The organism is Mariniflexile sp. (genome assembly GCF_052728615.1).
In genome coordinates this window covers 1-20537 of record NZ_JBFVFE010000069.1, presented here as the reverse complement: position 1 = coordinate 20537, position 20537 = coordinate 1, and the positions used below count along the sequence as shown (strand labels likewise).

20 protein-coding genes, 1 pseudogene and 1 riboswitch are annotated in these 20537 nt (G+C 35.1%); of the genes and pseudogenes, 9 read left to right on the top strand and 12 right to left on the bottom strand.

Translation table 11 applies throughout. The features are described 5' to 3' along the window. Positions 1-77: 77 nt before the first annotated feature. Positions 78-209: pseudogene (locus ACU1LP_RS17305) on the bottom strand (N-acetyltransferase); the annotation flags it as partial. 175 nt (positions 210-384) lie between these two features. Here ACU1LP_RS17305 and ACU1LP_RS17300 point away from each other — a divergent pair. The 3 genes from ACU1LP_RS17300 (at position 385) to ACU1LP_RS17290 (ending at position 2906) form a co-directional block, all read left to right on the top strand. Beyond that, the gene (locus ACU1LP_RS17300) at positions 385-1050 is read left to right on the top strand and encodes an alpha/beta hydrolase (protein ID WP_445736894.1); all 666 of its coding nucleotides are present in this window, start codon (positions 385-387) and stop codon (positions 1048-1050) included. Between the two features lie 35 nt (positions 1051-1085). After that, the gene (locus ACU1LP_RS17295; protein WP_445734091.1) at positions 1086-2012 is read left to right on the top strand and encodes a lytic transglycosylase domain-containing protein; all 927 of its coding nucleotides are present in this window, start codon (positions 1086-1088) and stop codon (positions 2010-2012) included. A gap of 138 nt (positions 2013-2150) precedes the next feature. Further along, complete coding sequence (locus ACU1LP_RS17290) at positions 2151-2906, top strand: DJ-1/PfpI family protein (protein WP_445734092.1); 756 nt, start codon at positions 2151-2153, stop codon at positions 2904-2906. Here ACU1LP_RS17290 and ACU1LP_RS17285 read toward each other — a convergent pair whose 3' ends face one another. Next, positions 2907-3485, bottom strand: coding sequence for a DUF2892 domain-containing protein (locus ACU1LP_RS17285; RefSeq protein WP_445734093.1), 579 nt, complete (start codon positions 3483-3485; stop codon positions 2907-2909). Positions 3486-3772: 287 nt separating this feature from the next. Between ACU1LP_RS17285 and rpmH the strand changes: the two genes are divergently transcribed. Both rpmH and carB read left to right on the top strand, forming a co-directional pair. After that, complete coding sequence (rpmH, locus tag ACU1LP_RS17280; RefSeq protein ID WP_188215129.1) at positions 3773-3934, top strand: 50S ribosomal protein L34; 162 nt, start codon at positions 3773-3775, stop codon at positions 3932-3934. A gap of 113 nt (positions 3935-4047) precedes the next feature. Next, positions 4048-6900 carry a carbamoyl-phosphate synthase large subunit gene (gene carB / locus ACU1LP_RS17275; protein ID WP_445736893.1) on the top strand — a complete coding sequence of 951 codons (2853 nt, stop codon included), beginning with the start codon at positions 4048-4050 and terminating at the stop codon, positions 6898-6900. 169 nt (positions 6901-7069) lie between these two features. Here the strand turns inward: carB and ACU1LP_RS17270 are convergent, their stop codons facing one another. From ACU1LP_RS17270 to ACU1LP_RS17235, 8 genes are all read right to left on the bottom strand, one after another. Next, positions 7070-7609, bottom strand: a complete 540-nt coding sequence (locus tag ACU1LP_RS17270; RefSeq protein ID WP_445736892.1) for an acyl-CoA thioesterase — start codon at positions 7607-7609, stop codon at positions 7070-7072. Then, on the bottom strand, positions 7602-8321 hold the full coding sequence (locus ACU1LP_RS17265) for a DUF3307 domain-containing protein (RefSeq protein ID WP_445733023.1): 720 nt from the start codon (positions 8319-8321) through the stop codon (positions 7602-7604). The genes ACU1LP_RS17270 and ACU1LP_RS17265 overlap by 8 nt, the downstream gene beginning before the upstream one ends. Further along, on the bottom strand, positions 8318-8953 hold the full coding sequence (locus ACU1LP_RS17260; protein ID WP_445736891.1) for a SatD family protein: 636 nt from the start codon (positions 8951-8953) through the stop codon (positions 8318-8320). The genes ACU1LP_RS17265 and ACU1LP_RS17260 overlap by 4 nt, the downstream gene beginning before the upstream one ends. Before the next feature lie 183 nt (positions 8954-9136). Beyond that, the gene (locus tag ACU1LP_RS17255) at positions 9137-9481 is read right to left on the bottom strand and encodes a 6-phosphogluconate dehydrogenase (RefSeq protein ID WP_445733025.1); all 345 of its coding nucleotides are present in this window, start codon (positions 9479-9481) and stop codon (positions 9137-9139) included. A gap of 121 nt (positions 9482-9602) precedes the next feature. Continuing rightward, the gene (rmuC, locus tag ACU1LP_RS17250; RefSeq protein ID WP_445736890.1) at positions 9603-10925 is read right to left on the bottom strand and encodes a DNA recombination protein RmuC; all 1323 of its coding nucleotides are present in this window, start codon (positions 10923-10925) and stop codon (positions 9603-9605) included. Between the two features lie 213 nt (positions 10926-11138). Continuing rightward, positions 11139-11933 (bottom strand): ABC transporter ATP-binding protein, encoded by a 795-nt coding sequence (locus ACU1LP_RS17245; RefSeq protein ID WP_445736889.1) that lies wholly within the window; start codon positions 11931-11933, stop codon positions 11139-11141. A gap of 137 nt (positions 11934-12070) precedes the next feature. Next, positions 12071-13096 (bottom strand): FecCD family ABC transporter permease, encoded by a 1026-nt coding sequence (locus tag ACU1LP_RS17240; protein ID WP_445736888.1) that lies wholly within the window; start codon positions 13094-13096, stop codon positions 12071-12073. A 63-nt stretch (positions 13097-13159) separates the two neighbouring features. Beyond that, positions 13160-14305, bottom strand: a complete 1146-nt coding sequence (locus ACU1LP_RS17235; RefSeq protein ID WP_445736887.1) for an ABC transporter substrate-binding protein — start codon at positions 14303-14305, stop codon at positions 13160-13162. 70 nt (positions 14306-14375) lie between these two features. Beyond that, a riboswitch (cobalamin riboswitch) is annotated at positions 14376-14642 on the top strand. Positions 14643-14708: 66 nt separating this feature from the next. On the opposite strand from ACU1LP_RS17235, the gene ACU1LP_RS17230 reads away from it, so the two are divergent. After that, entirely contained in the window at positions 14709-16580 is a 1872-nt protein-coding gene (locus tag ACU1LP_RS17230; RefSeq protein WP_445736886.1) for a TonB-dependent receptor plug domain-containing protein, read from the top strand. Between the two features lie 44 nt (positions 16581-16624). Here the strand turns inward: ACU1LP_RS17230 and ACU1LP_RS17225 are convergent, their stop codons facing one another. Then, entirely contained in the window at positions 16625-18097 is a 1473-nt protein-coding gene (locus ACU1LP_RS17225; RefSeq protein WP_445736885.1) for a S41 family peptidase, read from the bottom strand. Positions 18098-18514: 417 nt separating this feature from the next. Here ACU1LP_RS17225 and ACU1LP_RS17220 point away from each other — a divergent pair, with 417 nt between their 5' ends. From ACU1LP_RS17220 to ACU1LP_RS17210, 3 genes are read left to right on the top strand one after another with little or no spacing between them, the layout of a single operon-like run. After that, positions 18515-19024: an RNA polymerase sigma factor gene (locus ACU1LP_RS17220; RefSeq protein WP_445736884.1), complete on the top strand. Its 510-nt coding sequence runs from the start codon at positions 18515-18517 to the stop codon at positions 19022-19024. Continuing rightward, positions 19011-19508, top strand: coding sequence for a hypothetical protein (locus tag ACU1LP_RS17215; RefSeq protein WP_445736883.1), 498 nt, complete (start codon positions 19011-19013; stop codon positions 19506-19508). The genes ACU1LP_RS17220 and ACU1LP_RS17215 overlap by 14 nt, the downstream gene beginning before the upstream one ends. 31 nt (positions 19509-19539) lie before the next feature. Next, positions 19540-20103: a DUF4252 domain-containing protein gene (locus ACU1LP_RS17210; RefSeq protein ID WP_445736882.1), complete on the top strand. Its 564-nt coding sequence runs from the start codon at positions 19540-19542 to the stop codon at positions 20101-20103. Between the two features lie 234 nt (positions 20104-20337). Here ACU1LP_RS17210 and ACU1LP_RS17205 read toward each other — a convergent pair. Continuing rightward, positions 20338-20537, bottom strand: a 200-nt coding sequence (locus tag ACU1LP_RS17205) for a hypothetical protein (protein ID WP_445736881.1), incomplete at its 5' end; no start/stop codon positions are given.

Genomic DNA, 20537 nt, shown 5'->3' with positions numbered 1-20537 from the left:
AAATTATCCGAAAAGATTACTTTTACCACATAAAATAAATGTTTAAAATAGCAAATTAATCGCTTGCGGATTTAAGGAGGAATAATAAGCTTTGTTAAAAAAATCTTTCGTTCTTGTAAAGAATATTCAATTTTAGCTAAATGGTCATCAATTTTCAGTTCAAATTGGCGTAAAAAATCGTTATCAACTAATTCTGCAGCATCGATCATGGTAAGTGTATTTTTTTAATTCTTTAGGAAACTTAAAATAGTGAGCACTATTATATAACTTTGTTTTGCAAATTTACGTAAAATAATCGTCAATAAAAAGTAAATTATTTGTTAATCCCTTATAAAATAAACTATTAGAATTATAAGGTTGCTTTTTGGTTTCATATTAAAATAAATGGATAAAAAATTGATACATGTTTATTTAATGCCCGGGATGGCAGCAAGCCACAAAATTTTTGAAAACATAAAATTGCCCGAAACCCAGTTCGAAATGCATTGCTTAGAATGGATGATACCCCTTGAAAATGAATCTATTAGTGGATATGCTTTAAGAATGTCAACCCACATAAAGCACGAAAACAGCGTGTTGCTTGGGGTGTCTTTTGGTGGTGTTTTGGTACAGGAAATGGGCAAGCACCTAGCGGTTAGAAAACTCATCATCGTATCGAGCGTGAAGTCGATGCATGAATTGCCAAAAAAAATGTTGCTGGCCAAATCAACCATGGCATATAAATTGTTGCCAGTACAATTGGTAAGTAATATAGAACTTTTTGCTAAATATGCCTTTGGTAGCAATATATCAAAAAGGCTGGAGTTATATAAAAAATATTTATCGGTAAACGATAGTCATTATTTAAGTTGGGCCATCAAACAGATGGTGTGTTGGAACCAGGAAAACCATCCATCCAATATTGTGCATATCCATGGCGATAACGATGCTGTTTTCCCCATAAAAAACATAACCAATTGTATAACAATAAAAGGCGGTACCCACATTATGATTATCAACAAATACAAATGGTTCAATGAAAATTTACCTAGTATTATCTTAGAAAACTAAACAATATTTTTACCTTTAAACAAAACTTTTTAAAAATGAAGACTGTACAGAAATTATTGGCGTTTGTGGGGTTATTAAGTTTATGCGCATTGTTTGTTTATGCCCTCCAAGATGCGCCAACCGATGAGAACTTTGAAAAAAAGCTTATAAACGATTATAATGTTTATGCGCTGCAAGTACCCGCTGATTTGGATTTTGCAGGTGAATCTATGCCACTTAAAAGTCCTGATATTTACGAGCGCATGGATAAGGAATTGCTAGTTAATACGTATTGGCAATCCAATGGGCTGCTCATGTTTAAACGAGCAAAAAAATACTTTCCCATTATAGAACCTATTTTGGCAAAAAATGGGGTTCCGGACGACTTTAAGTATCTGGCAGTTATAGAAAGTGGTTTAACCAATGCCGTTTCTCCTGCCGGGGCCCGGGGGGTTTGGCAAATTATGCCCGCAACGGGGAAAGAAAATGGATTGGAGGTTAACGATAATGTTGATGAACGCTACCATTTGGAAAAATCGACCGAAGTAGCTTGTAAATATTTGATAAAGTCTAAGGATGAGTTAGGTTCCTGGACATTGGCTGCCGCAGCTTACAACGCAGGAAATTCCGGAATATCAAGATATTTGAGAGAGCAAAATGTAAAAAACTACTATGATTTATTGCTGGGTGAAGAAACCGGACGTTATGTGTTTAGAATTGTGGCACTAAAGGAAATTTTAACCAATCCTGCTAAATATGGTTTCAATTTCAGGGAAAAGGATTTATATACCAATGTGCCTACTTACAAAGTTAAGATCGATACCGAAATAACCGATTTTACAAAGTTTGCCCAACAATACGGTATCAATTATAAGATACTAAAAATCCATAATCCTTGGTTAAGAGAGCCTAAGCTCGACAATAAATCCAGAAAAAGTTACACTATTGAGATTCCTGAAAAAGGGTATTATAATGTGCAATAACAGAGTGAAATTAAGACACGAATTAGTAGCTATAATTTCATGAATTTTAAATGGCCTAAACCCATTTATTCGTGTCTAATCCAAGAAAGTTGATTTTAACGATTTTGCGCTTTGAAAAATAAAAACAAATCAGATGTTATGAATAAATCAATAGTCGTTGCTATTGTTATGTTTTCAATAGTTTTTAGCAGTTGTAATTCCGATAAGTCGAAAACAAATATAACCATTGGAAATCACAAAAAAACCCAAGCTCAAACGGATACCTTAACCACACATTTAAAACCATTTAAAACAGGTTTACCTACTATTGGTCTGTTAATATACAATGGTGTTTTAACAACCGAAGTAACAGCTTCGGCCGATGTTTTTGCAAAACCAACTGAAGATGGTAAGCAACTTTTTAATGTCATTACCATTGCCGAAACCGAAAATCCCATTGTTTCTGAAGAAGGTTTAAAAATCATCCCCGATTACACCTTTGGGAATTGCCCGAAGTTGGAAGTGCTTTTTGTACCAAGTGCTTACGATATGTATGCCCAAGTGCATAACAAAAACATTGTGGATTTTATAAAAGAGAAAAATAAAGAAACCAAATATACGGTAAGTAATTGCGCCGGGGCCCAATTGATTGGTGCCTCTGGAATTGCAGACGGGAAAAAAATTGTTACTTGGATTGGTGGTGGCGAGCAATTGCAAAAAGATTATCCAAATTTATTGGTGCAAAATGATTCTTTAGTGACTTATGTGGAAGATGGCAAATTCAGTTCTTCAAACGGTAATTTAACCAGTTACATTTCTGCTTTGAATTTGGTTGAAAAAATGACCAGTAAAGCACATAGGGATTTTGTGGAATCGTATTTGTACCTCGACCGGCTTCAAAATTGGAAACAGTAACTAATTACCTCTCCTTTTCTGCGCTCTAATGGAACCTCCCGCACCAAAATGTTGGTTAGGCATTTGGGAACGCTTCATGTTTTCCTTCATCATTTTAATTTGCTCGGTCAACATCCCTTGTTTATCTAGTTTTTGAGCTTCTTGAAGCAGTTTTTCAGCCTCCATTTTTCTGCGTTTGGAAAAAGCGATTCCTGATAAATTCAATTTCGCCATAGCTAAATCATGGTCCATGGACAATCCTAAAGTAACGGCTTTCTTAAAATATTTTTCAGCGTCGTTCATATTGGTCTGCGATACCATCAAACCGTGCAAATAATTATAATAGCCTTGTTGTTTTTTTACTAAAGCGGACTCTGGATTTTTAATTTTATCCAACCATTTTTTAGCTCCATCAAAATCCTGTTTACGCAATCTTAAAAACGCCAATAAAATAAATTCATTTTTAAAATAAAGAAACACAAATATCAATGATAATAGTATAAACATGATGCCGTTACCTATGTTTCCTTCGGTAAATTGATAAATGGCAAAGGCAATGATGCCGGCAGCTATAATAAGTTTTATGATTTTATTGTACATTTTGAATAATTTGAAGGTTGATGCAGGCCTATTTTGTTGTCTGTTTTAATATATAATGCAAAGAAACTAAATTTTTATCAGATTCAACGAAAAGATATTTGACAAATTAAGAACCAATTTGCCCAATTAAATAGAGGTTTTCAGCATTTTTTATGTATAAAAAATTAATTGAAATATTTTTAAATAACATTTGTCCAAGTAATAAAGGCTTTGTATATTTGCCCTCGGTTTTGAAGAAGCCAAAATTCAAATAAAAAGTACAATTCAGATTTTAAAGACATAAGATAATGAGTAAAAGAACATTTCAGCCATCAAAAAGAAAGAGAAGAAACAAGCATGGTTTTAGAGAAAGAATGGCTTCTGCTAATGGAAGAAAAGTTCTTGCCCGTAGAAGGGCTAAAGGAAGAAAAAAATTGTCTGTCTCAACGGAATCTAGACATAAAAAATAATGATTGACCATTGTTTGATATTTTAAAGGTGTTACTTAAGTGTAACACCTTTTTTTATATCTACGCATCACTACTTTTGTAACTTATTTAAAAACACTATTTAAACAGTAAAAATGCCAAAAAATTCAAAACTAAAATCTATCTTAATTATTGGCTCAGGACCGATTGTTATTGGGCAAGCATGTGAATTTGATTATTCAGGATCCCAAGCTTTAAGATCGCTTAAAGAAGACGGAATACAAACAGTACTTATCAATTCGAATCCAGCAACCATTATGACCGACCCTTCTATGGCGGATCATATTTATTTGTTGCCTCTTACCACAAAATCACTTATCAAGATTTTGAAAGATCACCCGGAAATTGACGCTGTTTTGCCAACTATGGGCGGTCAGACCGCATTGAATTTATGTATTGAAGCAGATGAAAAAGGGATTTGGACAGATTTTAATGTAGAGATTATTGGTGTTGACATTAATGCCATTAATATTACGGAAGACAGAGAGCAGTTTAGGGAATTGATGCTTAAAATAGGCATCCCCATGGCGCCCCAAGCCACGGCTACGTCTTATTTAAAAGGAAAGGAAATAGCCCAAGAGTATGGCTTTCCGTTAGTAATTAGAGCGTCTTTCACGCTTGGTGGCGCAGGTGCTTCCATAGTGTATAATGAAGAAACTTTTGATGAGTTGCTAACGCGCGGATTGGAAATTTCCCCCATCCATGAAGTCATGATTGACAAGGCTTTGATTGGTTGGAAAGAATATGAACTAGAGTTACTTAGAGATGCCAATGACAATGTGGTCATTATATGTTCCATAGAAAATATGGATCCCATGGGCATTCACACGGGAGATTCCATTACGGTGGCTCCTGCTATGACTTTAAGTGATAAAACCTACCAAAGAATGCGCGACATGGCCATACACATGATGCGCAGTATTGGCGATTTTGCCGGTGGTTGTAACGTGCAGTTTGCGGTAAGTCCGGATAAAAATGAAGACATCATCGCCATTGAAATCAACCCACGTGTATCGCGTTCCTCGGCATTGGCGAGCAAAGCAACAGGGTATCCTATTGCAAAAATTGCAGCCAAATTGGCCATTGGGTATCATTTGGACGAATTGCAGAACCAAATAACAAAATCTACCTCGGCGTTATTTGAACCTACTTTAGATTATGTGATTGTTAAAATACCACGATGGAATTTCGATAAGTTTGAAGGATCTGATAGAACGTTGGGCATTCAAATGAAATCTGTAGGCGAGGTCATGGGCATTGGTCGCTCGTTTCAGGAAGCACTGCATAAAGCAACGCAATCACTTGAAATTAAGCGTAATGGATTGGGTGCCGACGGTAAAGAAAACAGAGATTACAACCAAATTATAGAAAAATTAACCTACGCATCTTGGGATCGGGTGTTTATCATTTATGATGCCATTGCCATGGGGATTCCGTTAAGCAGAATCCATGAAATCACTAAAATTGATATGTGGTTTTTAAAGCAGTATGAAGAATTGTTTTTACTTCATAAGGAAATTTCCACCTTTAAAATTGATACCATTGAAAAAGACTTATTGCTTGAAGCGAAGCAAAAAGGCTATGGCGACCGGCAAATAGCGCACATGTTGGGCTGTTTGGAAAGTCAGGTTTACACTAAACGTGAAGAATTTGGCGTAAACCGCGTGTATAAATTAGTGGATACCTGTGCCGCAGAGTTTAAGGCAAAAACCCCTTATTATTATTCAACCTTTGAAAGTGATATGGAAACTGCCGATGGCAAACGTTATGCAGATAACGAAAGTATTGTTACCGATAGGAAAAAAATCATCGTTTTGGGTTCTGGACCAAATAGAATCGGTCAAGGGATCGAGTTCGATTATTGTTGTGTACATGGTGTTTTGGCTGCTGCCGAATGTGGTTATGAAACCATCATGATTAACTGTAATCCTGAAACCGTGTCAACCGATTTTGATACGGCGGACAAATTATATTTTGAACCTGTTTTTTGGGAACATATATACGACATCATTAAACATGAAAAACCAGAAGGTGTTATTGTGCAATTGGGCGGACAAACCGCTTTGAAACTTGCTGAAAAGTTAACCAAATACGGTATCAAAATTATAGGGACCAGTTTTGAATCGTTGGATTTAGCTGAGGATAGAGGTCATTTTTCTAATTTATTGAAAGAAAACAACATTCCTTACCCAGAATTTGATATTGCCACAACGGCTGATGAAGCTTCGGCAATCGCCGATGTGTTGGATTTCCCGATTTTGGTGCGTCCTTCGTATGTGCTTGGAGGTCAAGGCATGAAGATTGTCATCAACAAAGAAGAACTTGAAAAGCATGTGGTGGATTTGTTAAGCCAGATGCCAGGGAACCAATTGCTTTTAGATCATTATTTAGAAGGTGCCATTGAAGCGGAAGCGGATGCTATATGTGATGGCGAAGAAGTATATATTATAGGTATCATGGAGCATATTGAACCTTGCGGCATCCATTCTGGCGATAGCAATGCCATGTTACCGCCATTTAATTTAGGCGATTTGGTGATGCAACAAATAAAAGACCATACCAAAAAAATAGCTTTGGCACTTAATACGGTGGGGCTTATAAATATCCAATTTGCTATTAAGGACGATTTAGTTTATATTATAGAAGCAAATCCTAGAGCGTCCAGAACCGTTCCTTTTATAGCGAAAGCCTATGGAGAACCTTATGTGAATTACGCCACCAAAGTGATGCTGGGAGAGAAAAAGGTAAAAGATTTTAATTTCAATCCGAAGTTAAGCGGGTATGCCATTAAGCAACCCGTGTTCTCTTTCAATAAGTTCCATAATGTGAACAAGAAATTGGGGCCAGAAATGAAAAGCACCGGAGAAAGCATCTTGTTTATTGATAGTTTAAAGGACGATGAGTTTTACGAATTATACTCCAGACGAAAAATGTACCTTAATAAGTAATAAACTGAAAGGCCGCTTTAAGCGGCTTTTTTAATGTCATTGCAAGGCATCAGATTAAAAAATTTATCAAGCGATATCGTTGACAATTAGATTGGTTTTTAAAACTGAAAATTTGAAGATATGGATTGGTCCCCTAAAGGGGACTTTAGGGGTGTTTTTAAAATTCACGTTATTTTAAATCAATTTTCGCATTTTGGTTTATTAACGAACCTAAACAGGCTTCCATTTTAAATTCCGAAGTTTTAAAGGCAGACGTTCTGCTTTTAGCTTGTTCTTGTCTTGCAATACTGCGGGCAAAACGTCTTACTTTGTCTTTCGTGTCTAGAAGAATGCCCGGAATAGGGGCATTATTTCCATGTTCATCTTTGGCAACCATGGTAAAATAAGATGAGTTGCAATGTTTTTTAGCGCCGGTTCGAATATTTTCAGATTCTACCCTTACTCCAATAACCATCGAGGTCCTGCCTGTATAATTAATGGATGCTTTAAGGGTAACAAGCTCACCAACTTCTATGGGATTTAAAAAATCGACTTTATTGACCGAGGCCGTTACACAATAGTTCCTGGAATGCCTGGATGCACAAGCAAAGGCAATTTGGTCCATAAGCCCTAAAATATAGCCCCCATGGATTTTTCCACTAAAATTGGAGTTGGATGGCAGCATTAACTGGGTTATGGTTACTTGGGATTCTTCAGTTGTTTTAAGCATATAAATTTAGATTGACGTACATGTAAGCGATTCCAGTCAGTATAGCAATTCCAAAACTGATAAGTGTCCCTATCAAAATATATTCTGTAAGTTGGCGGTGTTTCGATTCTTTTAAATCGCCAAATCTAAAAACCGACTTAGCCGTAATTAAAAATCCAACAGCTTCCCAATGGCCTGCTATTATAAATATGAACACTAAAATGCGCTCTAAAATACCAATATATTTCCCTGCGTCCTCCAACGATTCGTTATTTTTAGTGAGTTCTGAAATATTCCACTTTAAAAAAATGGTTTTCATAATTATGGAGGTCGGAATCGTCAAGAACAGCAAGCAAACCAATAGCAACAAATTATTCTCGGTTACCAAAATATTCAAGTCTAATTTGTTTTCAGTAAAAAGATAGTAAGATAAAAAAATGACTGTTACGTGAAGCAGTTGGTCAATAAAAAACAATACACGGTTTGTTTCTTTCTTTTGGATTAAAAGTTTAGCGGCATCAATAATGAAATGTGTGGTGCCAATAGTTACAACGATGGGCCATAAAGAGGTGTCCCAAAGTACAATACCAGTTATAATTATATGGATGAGTACATGCAGATATAGCTTATTCGATTTTAGTTTTTTCTGTTCTTTTTCCTTGACCCATTTTTCAGGTTGGAGAAAAAAATCACCAATGATGTGTGCCAATAAAAGCTTTATGAGTAGTATCATTTTTCTTCCAAGAGATTTAATTCCAGTAAAGTTATTTTTTGGTGATACATGCTATCCAGATCCATTATTTCATTAAAATAGGCTCGTTTAAGGCGTTTGCTTACGGCATCTTGGCTAATGCTTAAAGTTTTTGCTATTTCCGTCTGCAACCCGCCATAATTTTCAAGTGCTGCTTTAACGGTTTCTGATGAATTGACGGTCCAATTATCCATTGCAATTAAGGCAAGCTTAAAGTACAAATTAAGTTCTTCGTCTAAAAATAAAGAACTGGATTTTATTTTTAAGTTTGTTTTTTCTTTTTTAAGATGCGCTAAAGTGTTACCAGAAAATTGAAACGCTTCCCCATTGGATTCGGTTATCATATCACCGTCAAAATTTTTATTACCAATTCCTATGGCCATGCGTACATCCAATCCTTTCACGGTTTTTATGCAGGCTTTAATATAGGTGGCAACATAAAAGGCTTTTTTATTCTCCTTAATTTCAATTTGAAAACTATCTCCGCGGAAAATTTCCCAATCTTTCTTATCAATTCCAGTTTTAGTCAATGCGTCCTTTAAGGATGTTAACCATATTTCTGGATTTGTGAATTTTTTAGATTTAATAATATCTCCTGTTATGACGCTTACCATATTAAAATTTAATAGTTTGTTTCAATAGAATAACCATAAATATGCCGTTAAAATGGAATAATCATAAATATGCCGTTAAAATGGCATAATTATAAATATGCCGTTAAAATGGAATATTTAAATGTATCACTTAATTACATGATAAACAAAATTATCATTTAATAAGTGAAAATGTAAGCAGTATCAAGGCTCTTTTTCTACTTTGGTTATAAAATATTTGGTGTCTCCCAACCAGAATAATGTTTTATAACGTTCAAAATAATACAGCTTTACCGTATGGCCTTGAAAGTTGTTTAAGTCTTCAATAACTTGTTTTTCGCTATCCTCAACCGAAAATATAAAGGTTTGGGCCTCAGAAACGCCTTGGCTTATTTCGCCTTCCCAAGTTTTGAAAACAACGCCTTTGTGGCTGAACTTAATCAATTCCCCTGCCCGTACACCCTTGCTATAACTAACAAAATACAGAAACAAGAAATATATTATAAATGCGAGAAGTAATCCGAGGCCTATTTTTATTACAAGTTTCATCTGTTTGTTTTTAGGGTTTTTTGCCACGAATCCGCAAATAAATTATTCGTGGATTCGTAATTTATTTATGTTCCGACAACCAATAAGGGCATATTAAAATTATGCCATTTAGGATTTAAAATTAATCTAAATCTTCATCGGCACGTTTAAGAATCGCTTCTGGGAGTGCTTTTTTAGCCTTTGCCCCCATTTTTTTAAGGCGCTCAACACTCGATATCAAATTGCCTTTGCCATCAACCAGTTTGTTCATAGCTGCGGAATAATCGGTTTTAGCTGCATCAATTTTTTTGCCCACACCTGTTAGATCTGATACCAAACCTTCAAATTTATCGTAAAGGGCTCCTGCTTGTCGTGCAATTTCTATAGCGTTTTGCTGTTGCTTTTCGTTGTTCCACATACTGTCAATGGTACGAAGGGTTGCCAAAAGGGTAGAAGGCGTTACAATCACAATATTTTTCTCAAAAGCTTTATTGTAAATACTGTTATCATCGTTCACCACCACAGCAAAAGCAGGTTCAATGGGGATGAACATCAACACAAAATCCGGCGATTCAATATCATATAAATCTTGATAATTTTTTTCTGAAAGCTGGTCGATGTGTTTTTTTACCGAATTCACGTGGGCTTTTAAAAACATGGGTCTTTCGTCCTCTTCGGAATTAACAAAACGTTCATAATTTACCAGCGACACTTTACTGTCGATCACCATTTTTTTGCCATCGGGAAGATGTAACACCACATCGGGCAATACACGGGAACCCTCAATGGTTGTAAAACTTTGCTGTACAAAATATTCCCTATCTTTTTCCAAACCGGATTTTTCCAGCACCCGTTCCAATACCAACTCGCCCCAATTCCCTTGCATTTTACTGTCGCCTTTTAAGGCTCTGGTTAGGTTAGTAGCTTCTTTGGTCATTTGTTGGTTGAGGTCTTTTAAGCCCAACAATTGTTCTTTTAAAGCGGAATGCATGCTGATGCTTTCCTTTTGCGTCAAATCCACTTTATCTTCAAATATTTTTATTTTCTCTTGAAGCGGCGTTAAAATATTTTTGATGTTTTCTTTATTTTGAAGCGTGAATTTCTCCGATTTTTCATCTAAAATTTTGGTTGCCAACAACTCAAAATCCTTTCGTAGTTGTTCTTGGCGTAATTCAATCTCTGCTTCCCTTTTTAGATTAAGTTGATGCAGATTCTCATATTCGGTGTTTTTTATGGCCAATTCAGAATTTAAAAACTCTTTTTCACGACGAATATCTTCACGTTCTTTTTCTATTTTATCAATATTTTGTTTTAACTCGTTAATGGTAATGTTTAATTGATTCTGACGCTCTTCTAAAGTGCTTTTTTCGCTTTTGCTTTTTAGTTTGGTAATAGTAATTCCAATGTAAGCTCCAATACCGCCAGAAATTAAAATAGCAAGTATGGGAATAAGGTTGTCGTTCATTTAAACAAGGATTTATTCAAAGATATATTTTTTAGATGGAAGACGGAAGACAGAAGACAGAAGTTTTTTTACTGAAAACTGAGACCGAAAACTGAGACTGAAAACTGAGACTGAAAAGTTATGGCACAAAGTTTCACAGAGGGGCCACAAAGATTAACAAAGACTTGCACGTACATACTGAAAACTGCGACTGTGACTGAAAACTGAGACTGCTTACTTCTTAACCCTAAAACTCCCCGTTTTTTCATCAAAAGCTATTAAATCTTTTGGGAATAAGGTTTCAAAAGTACCGCTTGAAATTAGATTGCAAGGTGTATTCGACACTACGTTATCTTTAGACATTACAATCAACCTATCGCAAAGTTGAATGGCCAAATCTATTTCGTGCGATGAAAACAGAATGGTTTTATGGGTTTCTTTCGCTAATTTTTGAAGCAGTTTCAAAATATAGGCTTTGTGGTACATATCCAGATGGGTGGTAGGTTCATCTAAAATAATCAAGTCGGTATCTTGTGCCAAAGCGCGGGCAATCATTACTTTTTGTAATTGGCCATCACTTAATTCGAAACACCTTTTATGTTTTAAATCGGAAATATTGGTTTGGGTTAAAGCGGTATTTACAGTGGTTAGGTCGTTTTCAGATAAACTACCAACCCAATTTGTATAAGGTTGTCTGCCCAAAGCCACCAGTTCAAAAACCGATAGATTTTTAGACATCATTTGTTCGGTTAAAACCAAACTCATCACTTTAGCTATATCGAGTGCAGGATAGTCCTTTATATTTTTTGCGTTGATAAAAACGGCGCCCCCTAAAGCATTTTGAACATTGGTAAGCGTTCTTAAAAGCGTCGATTTTCCAATGCCGTTACCGCCAACCAAACCAACCAGTTCGCCCTTGTGTAGTTCAATATTAATATTGGACGCCACAATAGTACGTTCCTTTTTAGAAGCATATCCAATGGATAACGCTTTGGTTTTTAAAATGATATGAGGGTTGTTTTCTGTCATGAATTCTATCTAAAAAATCTCAAATTCCAATTACTAAATTCCAAGTATCGTTAATCAAAAATCGTTATTCGTTAATCAAATGTTTCTATCAGCCGCTTTTAGTCTATTTTCTATGTTCTATTTTCTTTCATCTCATTTTAAAACACCATCTTCCGTTTCCTCACCAGCAACCAAATAACCACAGGCGCCCCAACTAGCGATGTTATGGCATTGATTGGCAAGGTGTAATCACTGTTCGGAATTTGTGCAATACTGTCGCAAATAAGCATTACGATGGCACCAAATAAGAAAACCGCCGGTAATAATATTTTATGATTGGACGTATTGAAAACCTGCCGTGTTAAATGTGGAATTGCCAACCCAATAAACGCAATAGGTCCCGCAAATGCTGTAATGGTGCCTGCCAATAAACTGGTTGAAATGATGATGGCCAATCGACTCCTTTTAATGTTCAACCCCAAACTTTTGGCATAATTTTCACCTAAAAGCAAGGTGTTCAATGATTTTACGGATGCTAAACTAACGATGATACCGAGGCAGTAAATAATAAAAAATATAAATAATTCATCCCAAGATAAGTTGCCCAAACTACCAAACCCCCAAAAAATATATTGTTGTAGTTGTTGTGCAGACCCAAAATACGAAAGCACACTTACAATGGCCGAGGTAATACTTGCAAACATAAGCCCGATGATGAGTATCGCCATGGTATCGCGTACTTTTATGGACACCATTAACACCGCAAGCAACACCAAAAAACTACCCAAGCTGGCAGCAATAACAATGCTCCATTTTGAGATTAAAAGTGACATAAAAACACCTCCAAAAACCGAAGAACCCAGAATTATTAATGCCACACCTAAACTGGCACCTGAACTAATGCCCAGCACAAAAGGACCAGCCAACGGATTTCGAAATAAGGTTTGCATCAAAAGTCCGGAAATACCCAAACCAGAACCCACTAAAATAGCGGTCAAGGCTTTTGGCAATCGGTAATTTTGTATGATGTGTTGCCAAGTTTCCTGTTCCGTAGCGCTTCCAATTAAACTATTAAAAACATCCTTAAAAGGAATATATACCGAACCCAAACTTATGTTTGTTAAAAAGCATAAAAATAAAATCAGTATGAGTCCTAAAAATGAATATCTGTAGTTTGAAGTCATAAAATATTATTCAAGCAGACCTGTCATGTTTTTAAAACCTGACAGATTCTTACCATGCCACAATTAATTTAAGTGTTTAAAAAAGTAAAGGTCATAATTTTTTAGCAGTTCTGGATGACAAATTTTAATAAGATCCTTTAAAACCAAATCGGGTCGGGTAGTGCCCAATTCAAAATATAAGATACCACCCGATTTTCCAGCGGTATTGATAGAAGAATAAATGTTGTTATTTTGAAAAGCATCAAACATGGCATGGTGCGAATTGCCATTTTTTAAAGCTTCTTTGCTAACATAATTTGACGGACTTAACCAAATTTCGGCATTTTTAGCCTTTGAAAACACGGTTTCAAAATTAAGGGATAAACTTCCGGTTCCTTTGGTATCGCCCCACAAATAGTTGGTGTTGGCATCTTTTAAAAGCTGCGCTTCGGTACTGCTGCCATTGGGCAAATACCAAATATCGTTATGCATGGCGCCGCTTAAAATGGTTGGCTGATTTTTAATTTTTTTAGCCAACGCTTTAGCTTCTAAATAATTGGTTTCAATGGTGTTGAAAATAGAATCTGCTTCTTTTTCCTTATTGAATAAAACGCCAAAAAACTTAATCCATTCGGCTTTAGCCAAGGGCGATTCTTCCACCCAATCCCCATTAAAAATAACAGGAATCCCCGATTTTTTTATCGTTTCAAAGGTTCTGTTATTGCCGTCAATTCCAAAGCCAATAACAACATCTGGTTTTATTTCCAACAAAACCTCCGTATTTATGCCTTCATTTTTACCCAATTCCCTTACCAACCCCTTGTCGATTCTGTCTCTTGTTTTTTCAGAAGAAATATAATCCGTTCCAGGGAAACCTACCAAGGTTTGCTCCACGTTCAATAATTCCAAAGCAGGAATATGTGTAGTTGAAGTAACTACCAGTTTTTTAATGGGAATTTCAATAGCTGCTTCAAATCGTTCTTGTTCTGTACTCCAAAACTTGGCATCATAATTTTTGTTTAAAAGTGCAAAACGATAACTTTTGTCCGCTTTTGGCCACGGATTTATAATTTCCAGAATTTTATAAGTACCATAATCTTTAACCGAAAAACCTTTGGCATATTTTAATGATAATTGCTCACCACCAATGGCTTCGTACAATTTTTTTTTTGGTTCGCTTTTGCATGCGATTAAACATGTGAATAAAAAGAATAAGATTGTTTTTTTCAAAAGTTGATATTTTACTTTTTCAAAAGTAAGATTATTTAATCTTTTGAATAAATGATTAGTCAAAATGTTTACTTTTGCATCGAAATTTGGTTTTGTTCATTTCACGTGAATAAATTAAAAGGGAACCAAGTGAGTTGATTTACGAATGTGGATTTTGGATTTACGACGGTTAAAATCGTAATTCGTCAATCGTAATTCTTCAATTCTTGGACTGTTCCCGCAACTGTAAGCTACAAAGCTTCATGTTCTACTTCAATGTCACTGTCCCGATATTTCGGGATGGGAAGACCAACATGAGGACGCAAGTCAGGAGACCTGCCATTTTCAAAACAAATAAGTTAAACTTTCGGGATAAAAGTTTGCGTATGATAATCCATGCGGTTCTCGAGTATTATTCATTAAAATGAACAAAAAAACACATGTTTTTGGTATGCTATGTTTAGGTATATCGATGGCTGGTCTTGCCCAAAAAGAAGCAGATTCAACAAAAGTACAACAACTGGATGAAGTTGTGATTACAGATTCGCGTTTTGCCTTAAAACGTGAACATTCGGGAAAAACCGTTATTAAAATTTCACAAAAAGAGATTGAGAATAATCGCGGTAGAAGTGTTTCTGAATTAATAAATACTAAAAGTGGTATTGAAATTAACGGTAGCAGAAGTGCCGAAGGGCAGAATTTGGGCTATTATGTAAGAGGAGGTAATAACAGGCAAGTGTTGGTGCTTATTGATGGCATCCAGGTGAATGACCCATCGTTGGTTTCCAATGAATTTGATTTACGGTTATTGGATTTGAACACCATTGAATCCATCGAGATCATTAAAGGGGCAGCGAGTACTTTATACGGTAATGCAGCGGCAACCGCTGTTATTAATATTACCACTAAAAAAGCTTCAAGTGAAAAGGTGGCTGCCAGTTTTTTATCGGTTGTTGGCACCAATCAATCTCAAGAGAATTTGAATTATAATGGTTCAAGTTTTACCAACAGTGTTTCCGTAAATGGAAATGCTGATAAATTTTCTTATTTGGCAAGTTTTGGAAATAGATATGTTGACGGGCTATCGGCAGTAAAATCTGAAAACCCGGAAAAGGATGCATTTTCAAAATTTAATACCAATTTAAAACTGGGATATGAATTTAGCAATGCTTTTGAAATAACTGCTTTTGCAAGTTATGATAAATTAAAAACGGATATTGATGGGTTTCCGCCGCCAACATATGCACCTGGAGACACCAATGATAAGTATCTTTCTAAGCAATCCAGAGTGGGCATTGCGCCAAAGTTTAGTTACAACAATGGAAGTTTTCAAATTAATGCAGCATATTCTAAGATGAACAGAGAGAATATTTCTGATTACTTAACAAGTTATGAATCTGAAAGCTATGTGCTTGATGCCTTTAATAAATATGTTTTTAATGAATCGTTTTATACTATTGTTGGCATCAACCATGCGGATTATAAAAGTCTGTTTGCTACAGATAAAAGTTATAAAAACTCCGACCCTTATTTGAATGTGGTCTATGTGTCAGAGTTCGGTTTAAATTTGAATGCTGGTGCACGTTTGAACAACCACAGCGAGTATGGTTCCCACTTTGTTTATAGTTTAAATCCGTCTTATAGTATTCCGGTTGATTTGGGATACTTTAAACTAATGGGGTCTTATGCAACATCGTTTATTGCTCCTAACCTATCGCAGTTGTTTGGCTTTTTTGGTGCTAACCCCGATTTAGAACCAGAAGAAAACACCACTATTGAAGGTGGTTTGGAATTTTCCAATAAAAAAGGATTTAGAGTCAACGCTTTGTATTTTAACAGAAAAGAAGAAAATACCATTATATATACCACAGCTTATGAAAATGCAACAACGGATGCTAATGTAAACGGTATTGAGGTAGAAGCTGAGATTAAGATTGTTGAAGATTTATCGTTTAATGCAAATTATACGTTTACGGAATTAAAAGATGGCATCCGATTAAAATTACCAAAACATAAAGCAAATGCTGGTTTAGGTTATAGTTTTTCAGAAGCAACGTATGCATCAGCAACTTATCAATTTGTAGGAAGTAGAACCGATTTGGATTTTTCGACCTTTCAAAATGAAGAGCTAAAGGCGTTTTCATTAATCGATCTTTATTTTAGCCAAAAATTAATAAAGAAAAAAGTGAAGCTTTTTGCAGGAATAACGAATCTTTTTAATGAGGATTATACCGAAATCATCGGATTTACCACAAAAGGCAGAAATGTAAATTTGGGATTGGACATTAATTTGTAAAAATAAATAGCGTCGTTATTTAAGTTGTAGCGACGCTATTTTTGTTACTTCACAAAGAACTGTTTATCAATATACATTTCGTATTCAAACTTTTTGTCTGGGGCTGTTAGTTCTATTTTTTTTGCAAATGGTTGTTGTTTTTTAGAAGTGTTCATTTTTGTAGTAAACCCTCTTATATCATCAAGTGCCGCTTTTAAAACCACTTCGTTTTCATCGCCAAAGGCAAGGATATTGTTCCAAAATTCATATTCATTTACTTCAATATCTGGGATAAAACCTTGCGTGTAATCGCTTTCGCCATTTTTATTGAATATTTGAAAAACGATGGGTTGCATAGCATAAGTATGTCTTGGGTTTGCCGATGATTGATCTTGAAAATCAGTCCGTGGAGAATCATATAGCGTTATGGAACCAACATTTTTTCCGTAAGTTGTTGTGCCTACAATCTTTACGGTATTCATATAAGGCTTAAGACCGTTTATGACCATTTCACTTGCAGACGCAGTGCTATTGGAGGTTAAAACATATAATCTATTAAGGGTACTCAACCTATTTATAGTTTGTTCTCCTGTTTTTTTATCATTAATATCAAAAACATTCAGTGTGTTTTCAAAAAAATAAGAACCATCTCTATTGCTATGTTTTGAATTAAACTTTAAATCAGCAAATTTACTTGTTCCAGCATTGGCGTAAACCATGCTTGATAAATATGCTGAAGTGCCAACTGAACCTCCACCATTAAGCCTTAAATCCAGTATGAATTCATCTATGTTTTCTCCTTTAAAAAAAGAAAATGCTTCATTCAATTCATCATTGTAAGCAGTTCTAAATCCGTTATAGACCAAATAGCCTACTTTTTTGCCGTTGATGTTATTGAAAACTTTTTTCAAATAAACGGGGTTTTCAGATAAAACAGTTGCTATAATGGTTTTGCTTTGCAGAGGTGTTAAAACGCCGCCGTTTTCAGAAACAAAAGAAAGGGTTACGGTATCATCAAACAAACTGTTTACAACATTGCTGAAATTGGAGGTGTTTAAAACCGTTCCATTAATGGCATTAATAATATCGCCTCTTTTAATATTGGCATCGCTTGCAGGGGAATTATCAGCAACATATCTTACATAAATAATTATATCCCCATTAGTGTTTATTTGAACAGATTTGTACTTAAGACCATGGGATTTGGAAATGCCTTGAAATTCAAGCTGTTGTTCGTTATAATCTTCAATAAACCAAGAAAACCTATCAGTAACGTTAGGTTGGAATATTAAGCTGTTAAAAAAATCACTCGGATTGTTATATTGATTTATAAAAACTTGGTATTCACTTGTGTTATCATCTTTTGTGTCGGATAGATTAGGGGCTTGAGACTGCCAATTGTACCAGGAGTTCATCCCCTTCCAAACAAAATCATTTATTTCATTTGATGAAATTTGTTTGTCGTCGCTATCCTCATAACAACCGGTTACCAAAAAAGAAATTGTAAATACTAGAATTAGGGCTTTTATAAATTTCATCTGTGCCTGTTTATTGTTTTTAATTGGTCAGATATTGCATCCATATAATGATTTTCATTGTACAACAAAAATTTAGTTATGGATGGTTCATCTGTGCCTGTTTATTGTTTTTAATTGGTCAGATGTTGCATCCATATAATGATTTTCATTGTACAACAAAATTTAGTTATGGATGGTTCATCTGTGCCTGTTTATTGTTTTTTATGGGCGGTTAGTCTTTAAAACTCTAAATTTACTTACATTATTATATAATTAAAAAATAATTGTAACAAATTATATGTATGTTCGTCGTAATATCAAATAGCAATAACCAAGCTATTCAATCAAAATAGAACCAAATAAATTTTCTTTGGGGAAATCGTAAGATTCAACGAAGTTAAATGTCCGAAGGGCAATGGGGCTTAAACCAAACCAAAAATGACTCAAAACGAGTTTTTAAATATCGTGATGCCTTTTAAGGATAAAGTATTTCGTTTGGCAAAACGGCTACTGGTATCTACAGAAGAGGCTGAAGATGCGACCCAAGAAGTATTGATGAAGTTATGGAACAACAAAGAAAAAATGGAAACGTATAAAAATGTGGAAGCATTTTCAATGACCATGACCAAGAATTTTTGTTTTGATAAGCTAAAATCGAAACAAGCACAGAATTTAAAAATTGTGCATAATAATTATGAAGAAAAGAATACACCATTACAAAAGCAAATTGAATTAAACGATAGTGTTAGTTGGGTGGCAAAAATTATTGAAGCGTTGCCAGAACAACAAAAAGTTATTATCCAATTGCGGGATATAGAAGCATACGATTTAGACGAGATTGCAAAAATGCTGGACATGAACAATACCGCAGTACGGGTAACCTTATCCAGAGCCAGAAAAACAATACGGGAAAAATTAACTAATACACATAATTATGGTATTAAATAGTATAGAAAAATTACTTGAAAAGTACGAAAACGGGGAAACATCGCTACATGAAGAGCAACAGTTAAAAAACTATTTTTCGCAAGAAACCGTAGCGCCACATTTAGAAATGTACAAACCCATGTTTGCGTATTTTGTGGTAAATCAACAAGAACAATTTACTAAAGATCTTCCATTAAATCCCGATGGCTATCGGGATAAAAAGGTATTTACCTATAAATGGATGGCGGTAGCTGCGGTAGCCGTATTAATGTTGGGATATTATTTTAAAACGCCCGCAGTGTCTTCTTATCAAGAATATGCTTATGGCACGTATGATAATCCGGAAGACGCGCTTAACGAAGTTACAAAACAGTTAGCAATGATTTCAGCTCATTTTAATAAAGGAATTTCAACGGTAAATTACCTTGACGGCCTTAAAAAAGGAACAGAAACCCTTGATTATTTGAATGAAATTGAAAAAGGGACAAGCATCATTTTTAAATAAAAATAATGAATAACAATAATAAATAAATAAAATGAACAAGAAAATAATAGTACTCGTAATGGCAATCCTATTATTGCCTCTTTCCGGAATGGCCCAGGATATTTTTGAAAAATACAATGACAATTCCGATGTAACCTATGTGTCCATCAAACCTAAAATGTTTCAAATGATAGCAAAAATGGGCATTAATGTGGACGATCCAGAAGCTAAAGCGTATATGGACATGGTGAGCAGCATCACAAGTTTTAAAACCATCGTTACCGATAATAAAAGCATTTCGGGCGATATTGCCAAATGGGTAAAATCGCGCTCCAGTTCTTTGGAAGAGTTAATGGAAGTGAAAGATGATGGTACCGAAGTGAAATTCTATGTAAAGGAAGGTAAAGATTCCAACCATGTAAAAGAACTTTTAATTTTTGTAAACGGCATTAGTAAAGTAATGAAGGAAAGCGTTGAAATTAACGGAGAGCAAAGACGTTTTGAAACCGTAGTAGTGTCGCTTACCGGAGATATTGATTTGAACGAAATTTCTAGATTAACAGACAAAATGAATATACCGGGAGGTAGCCATTTGGACAAAAAGAAAAAGAAATAACAACGCATCAATCATGAAACATCCATATAAATTCGATGCCCGAGGTAATTATTGAACTCATCTTGACTTTTTGTTTTTGACCGAAAACGAGATAAAATTTGTTCAGATGAGGCACTTTTTGAAAGGCATAGCATCGCTACGCATAAAAAAGGTAACGAAATATGGACGAATTTTAACCGTTTTTTAGGAAATAGAAAAAGTCAAGATGAGTTCATTAAATGGAAATCCCGATAGCTATCCGGGATGACAGATAAAAAACAATAAAATAAACACATGAAACTTCCATAACGAACTCTCGATACCCAAGGGAATGATTGTATGGAAGAACCATGTGACCGATAAAAAAGAAATAATATGAACACATGAAACTTCCATAACGAACTCTCGATACCCAAGGGAATGATTGTATGGAAGAACCATGTGACCGATAAAAA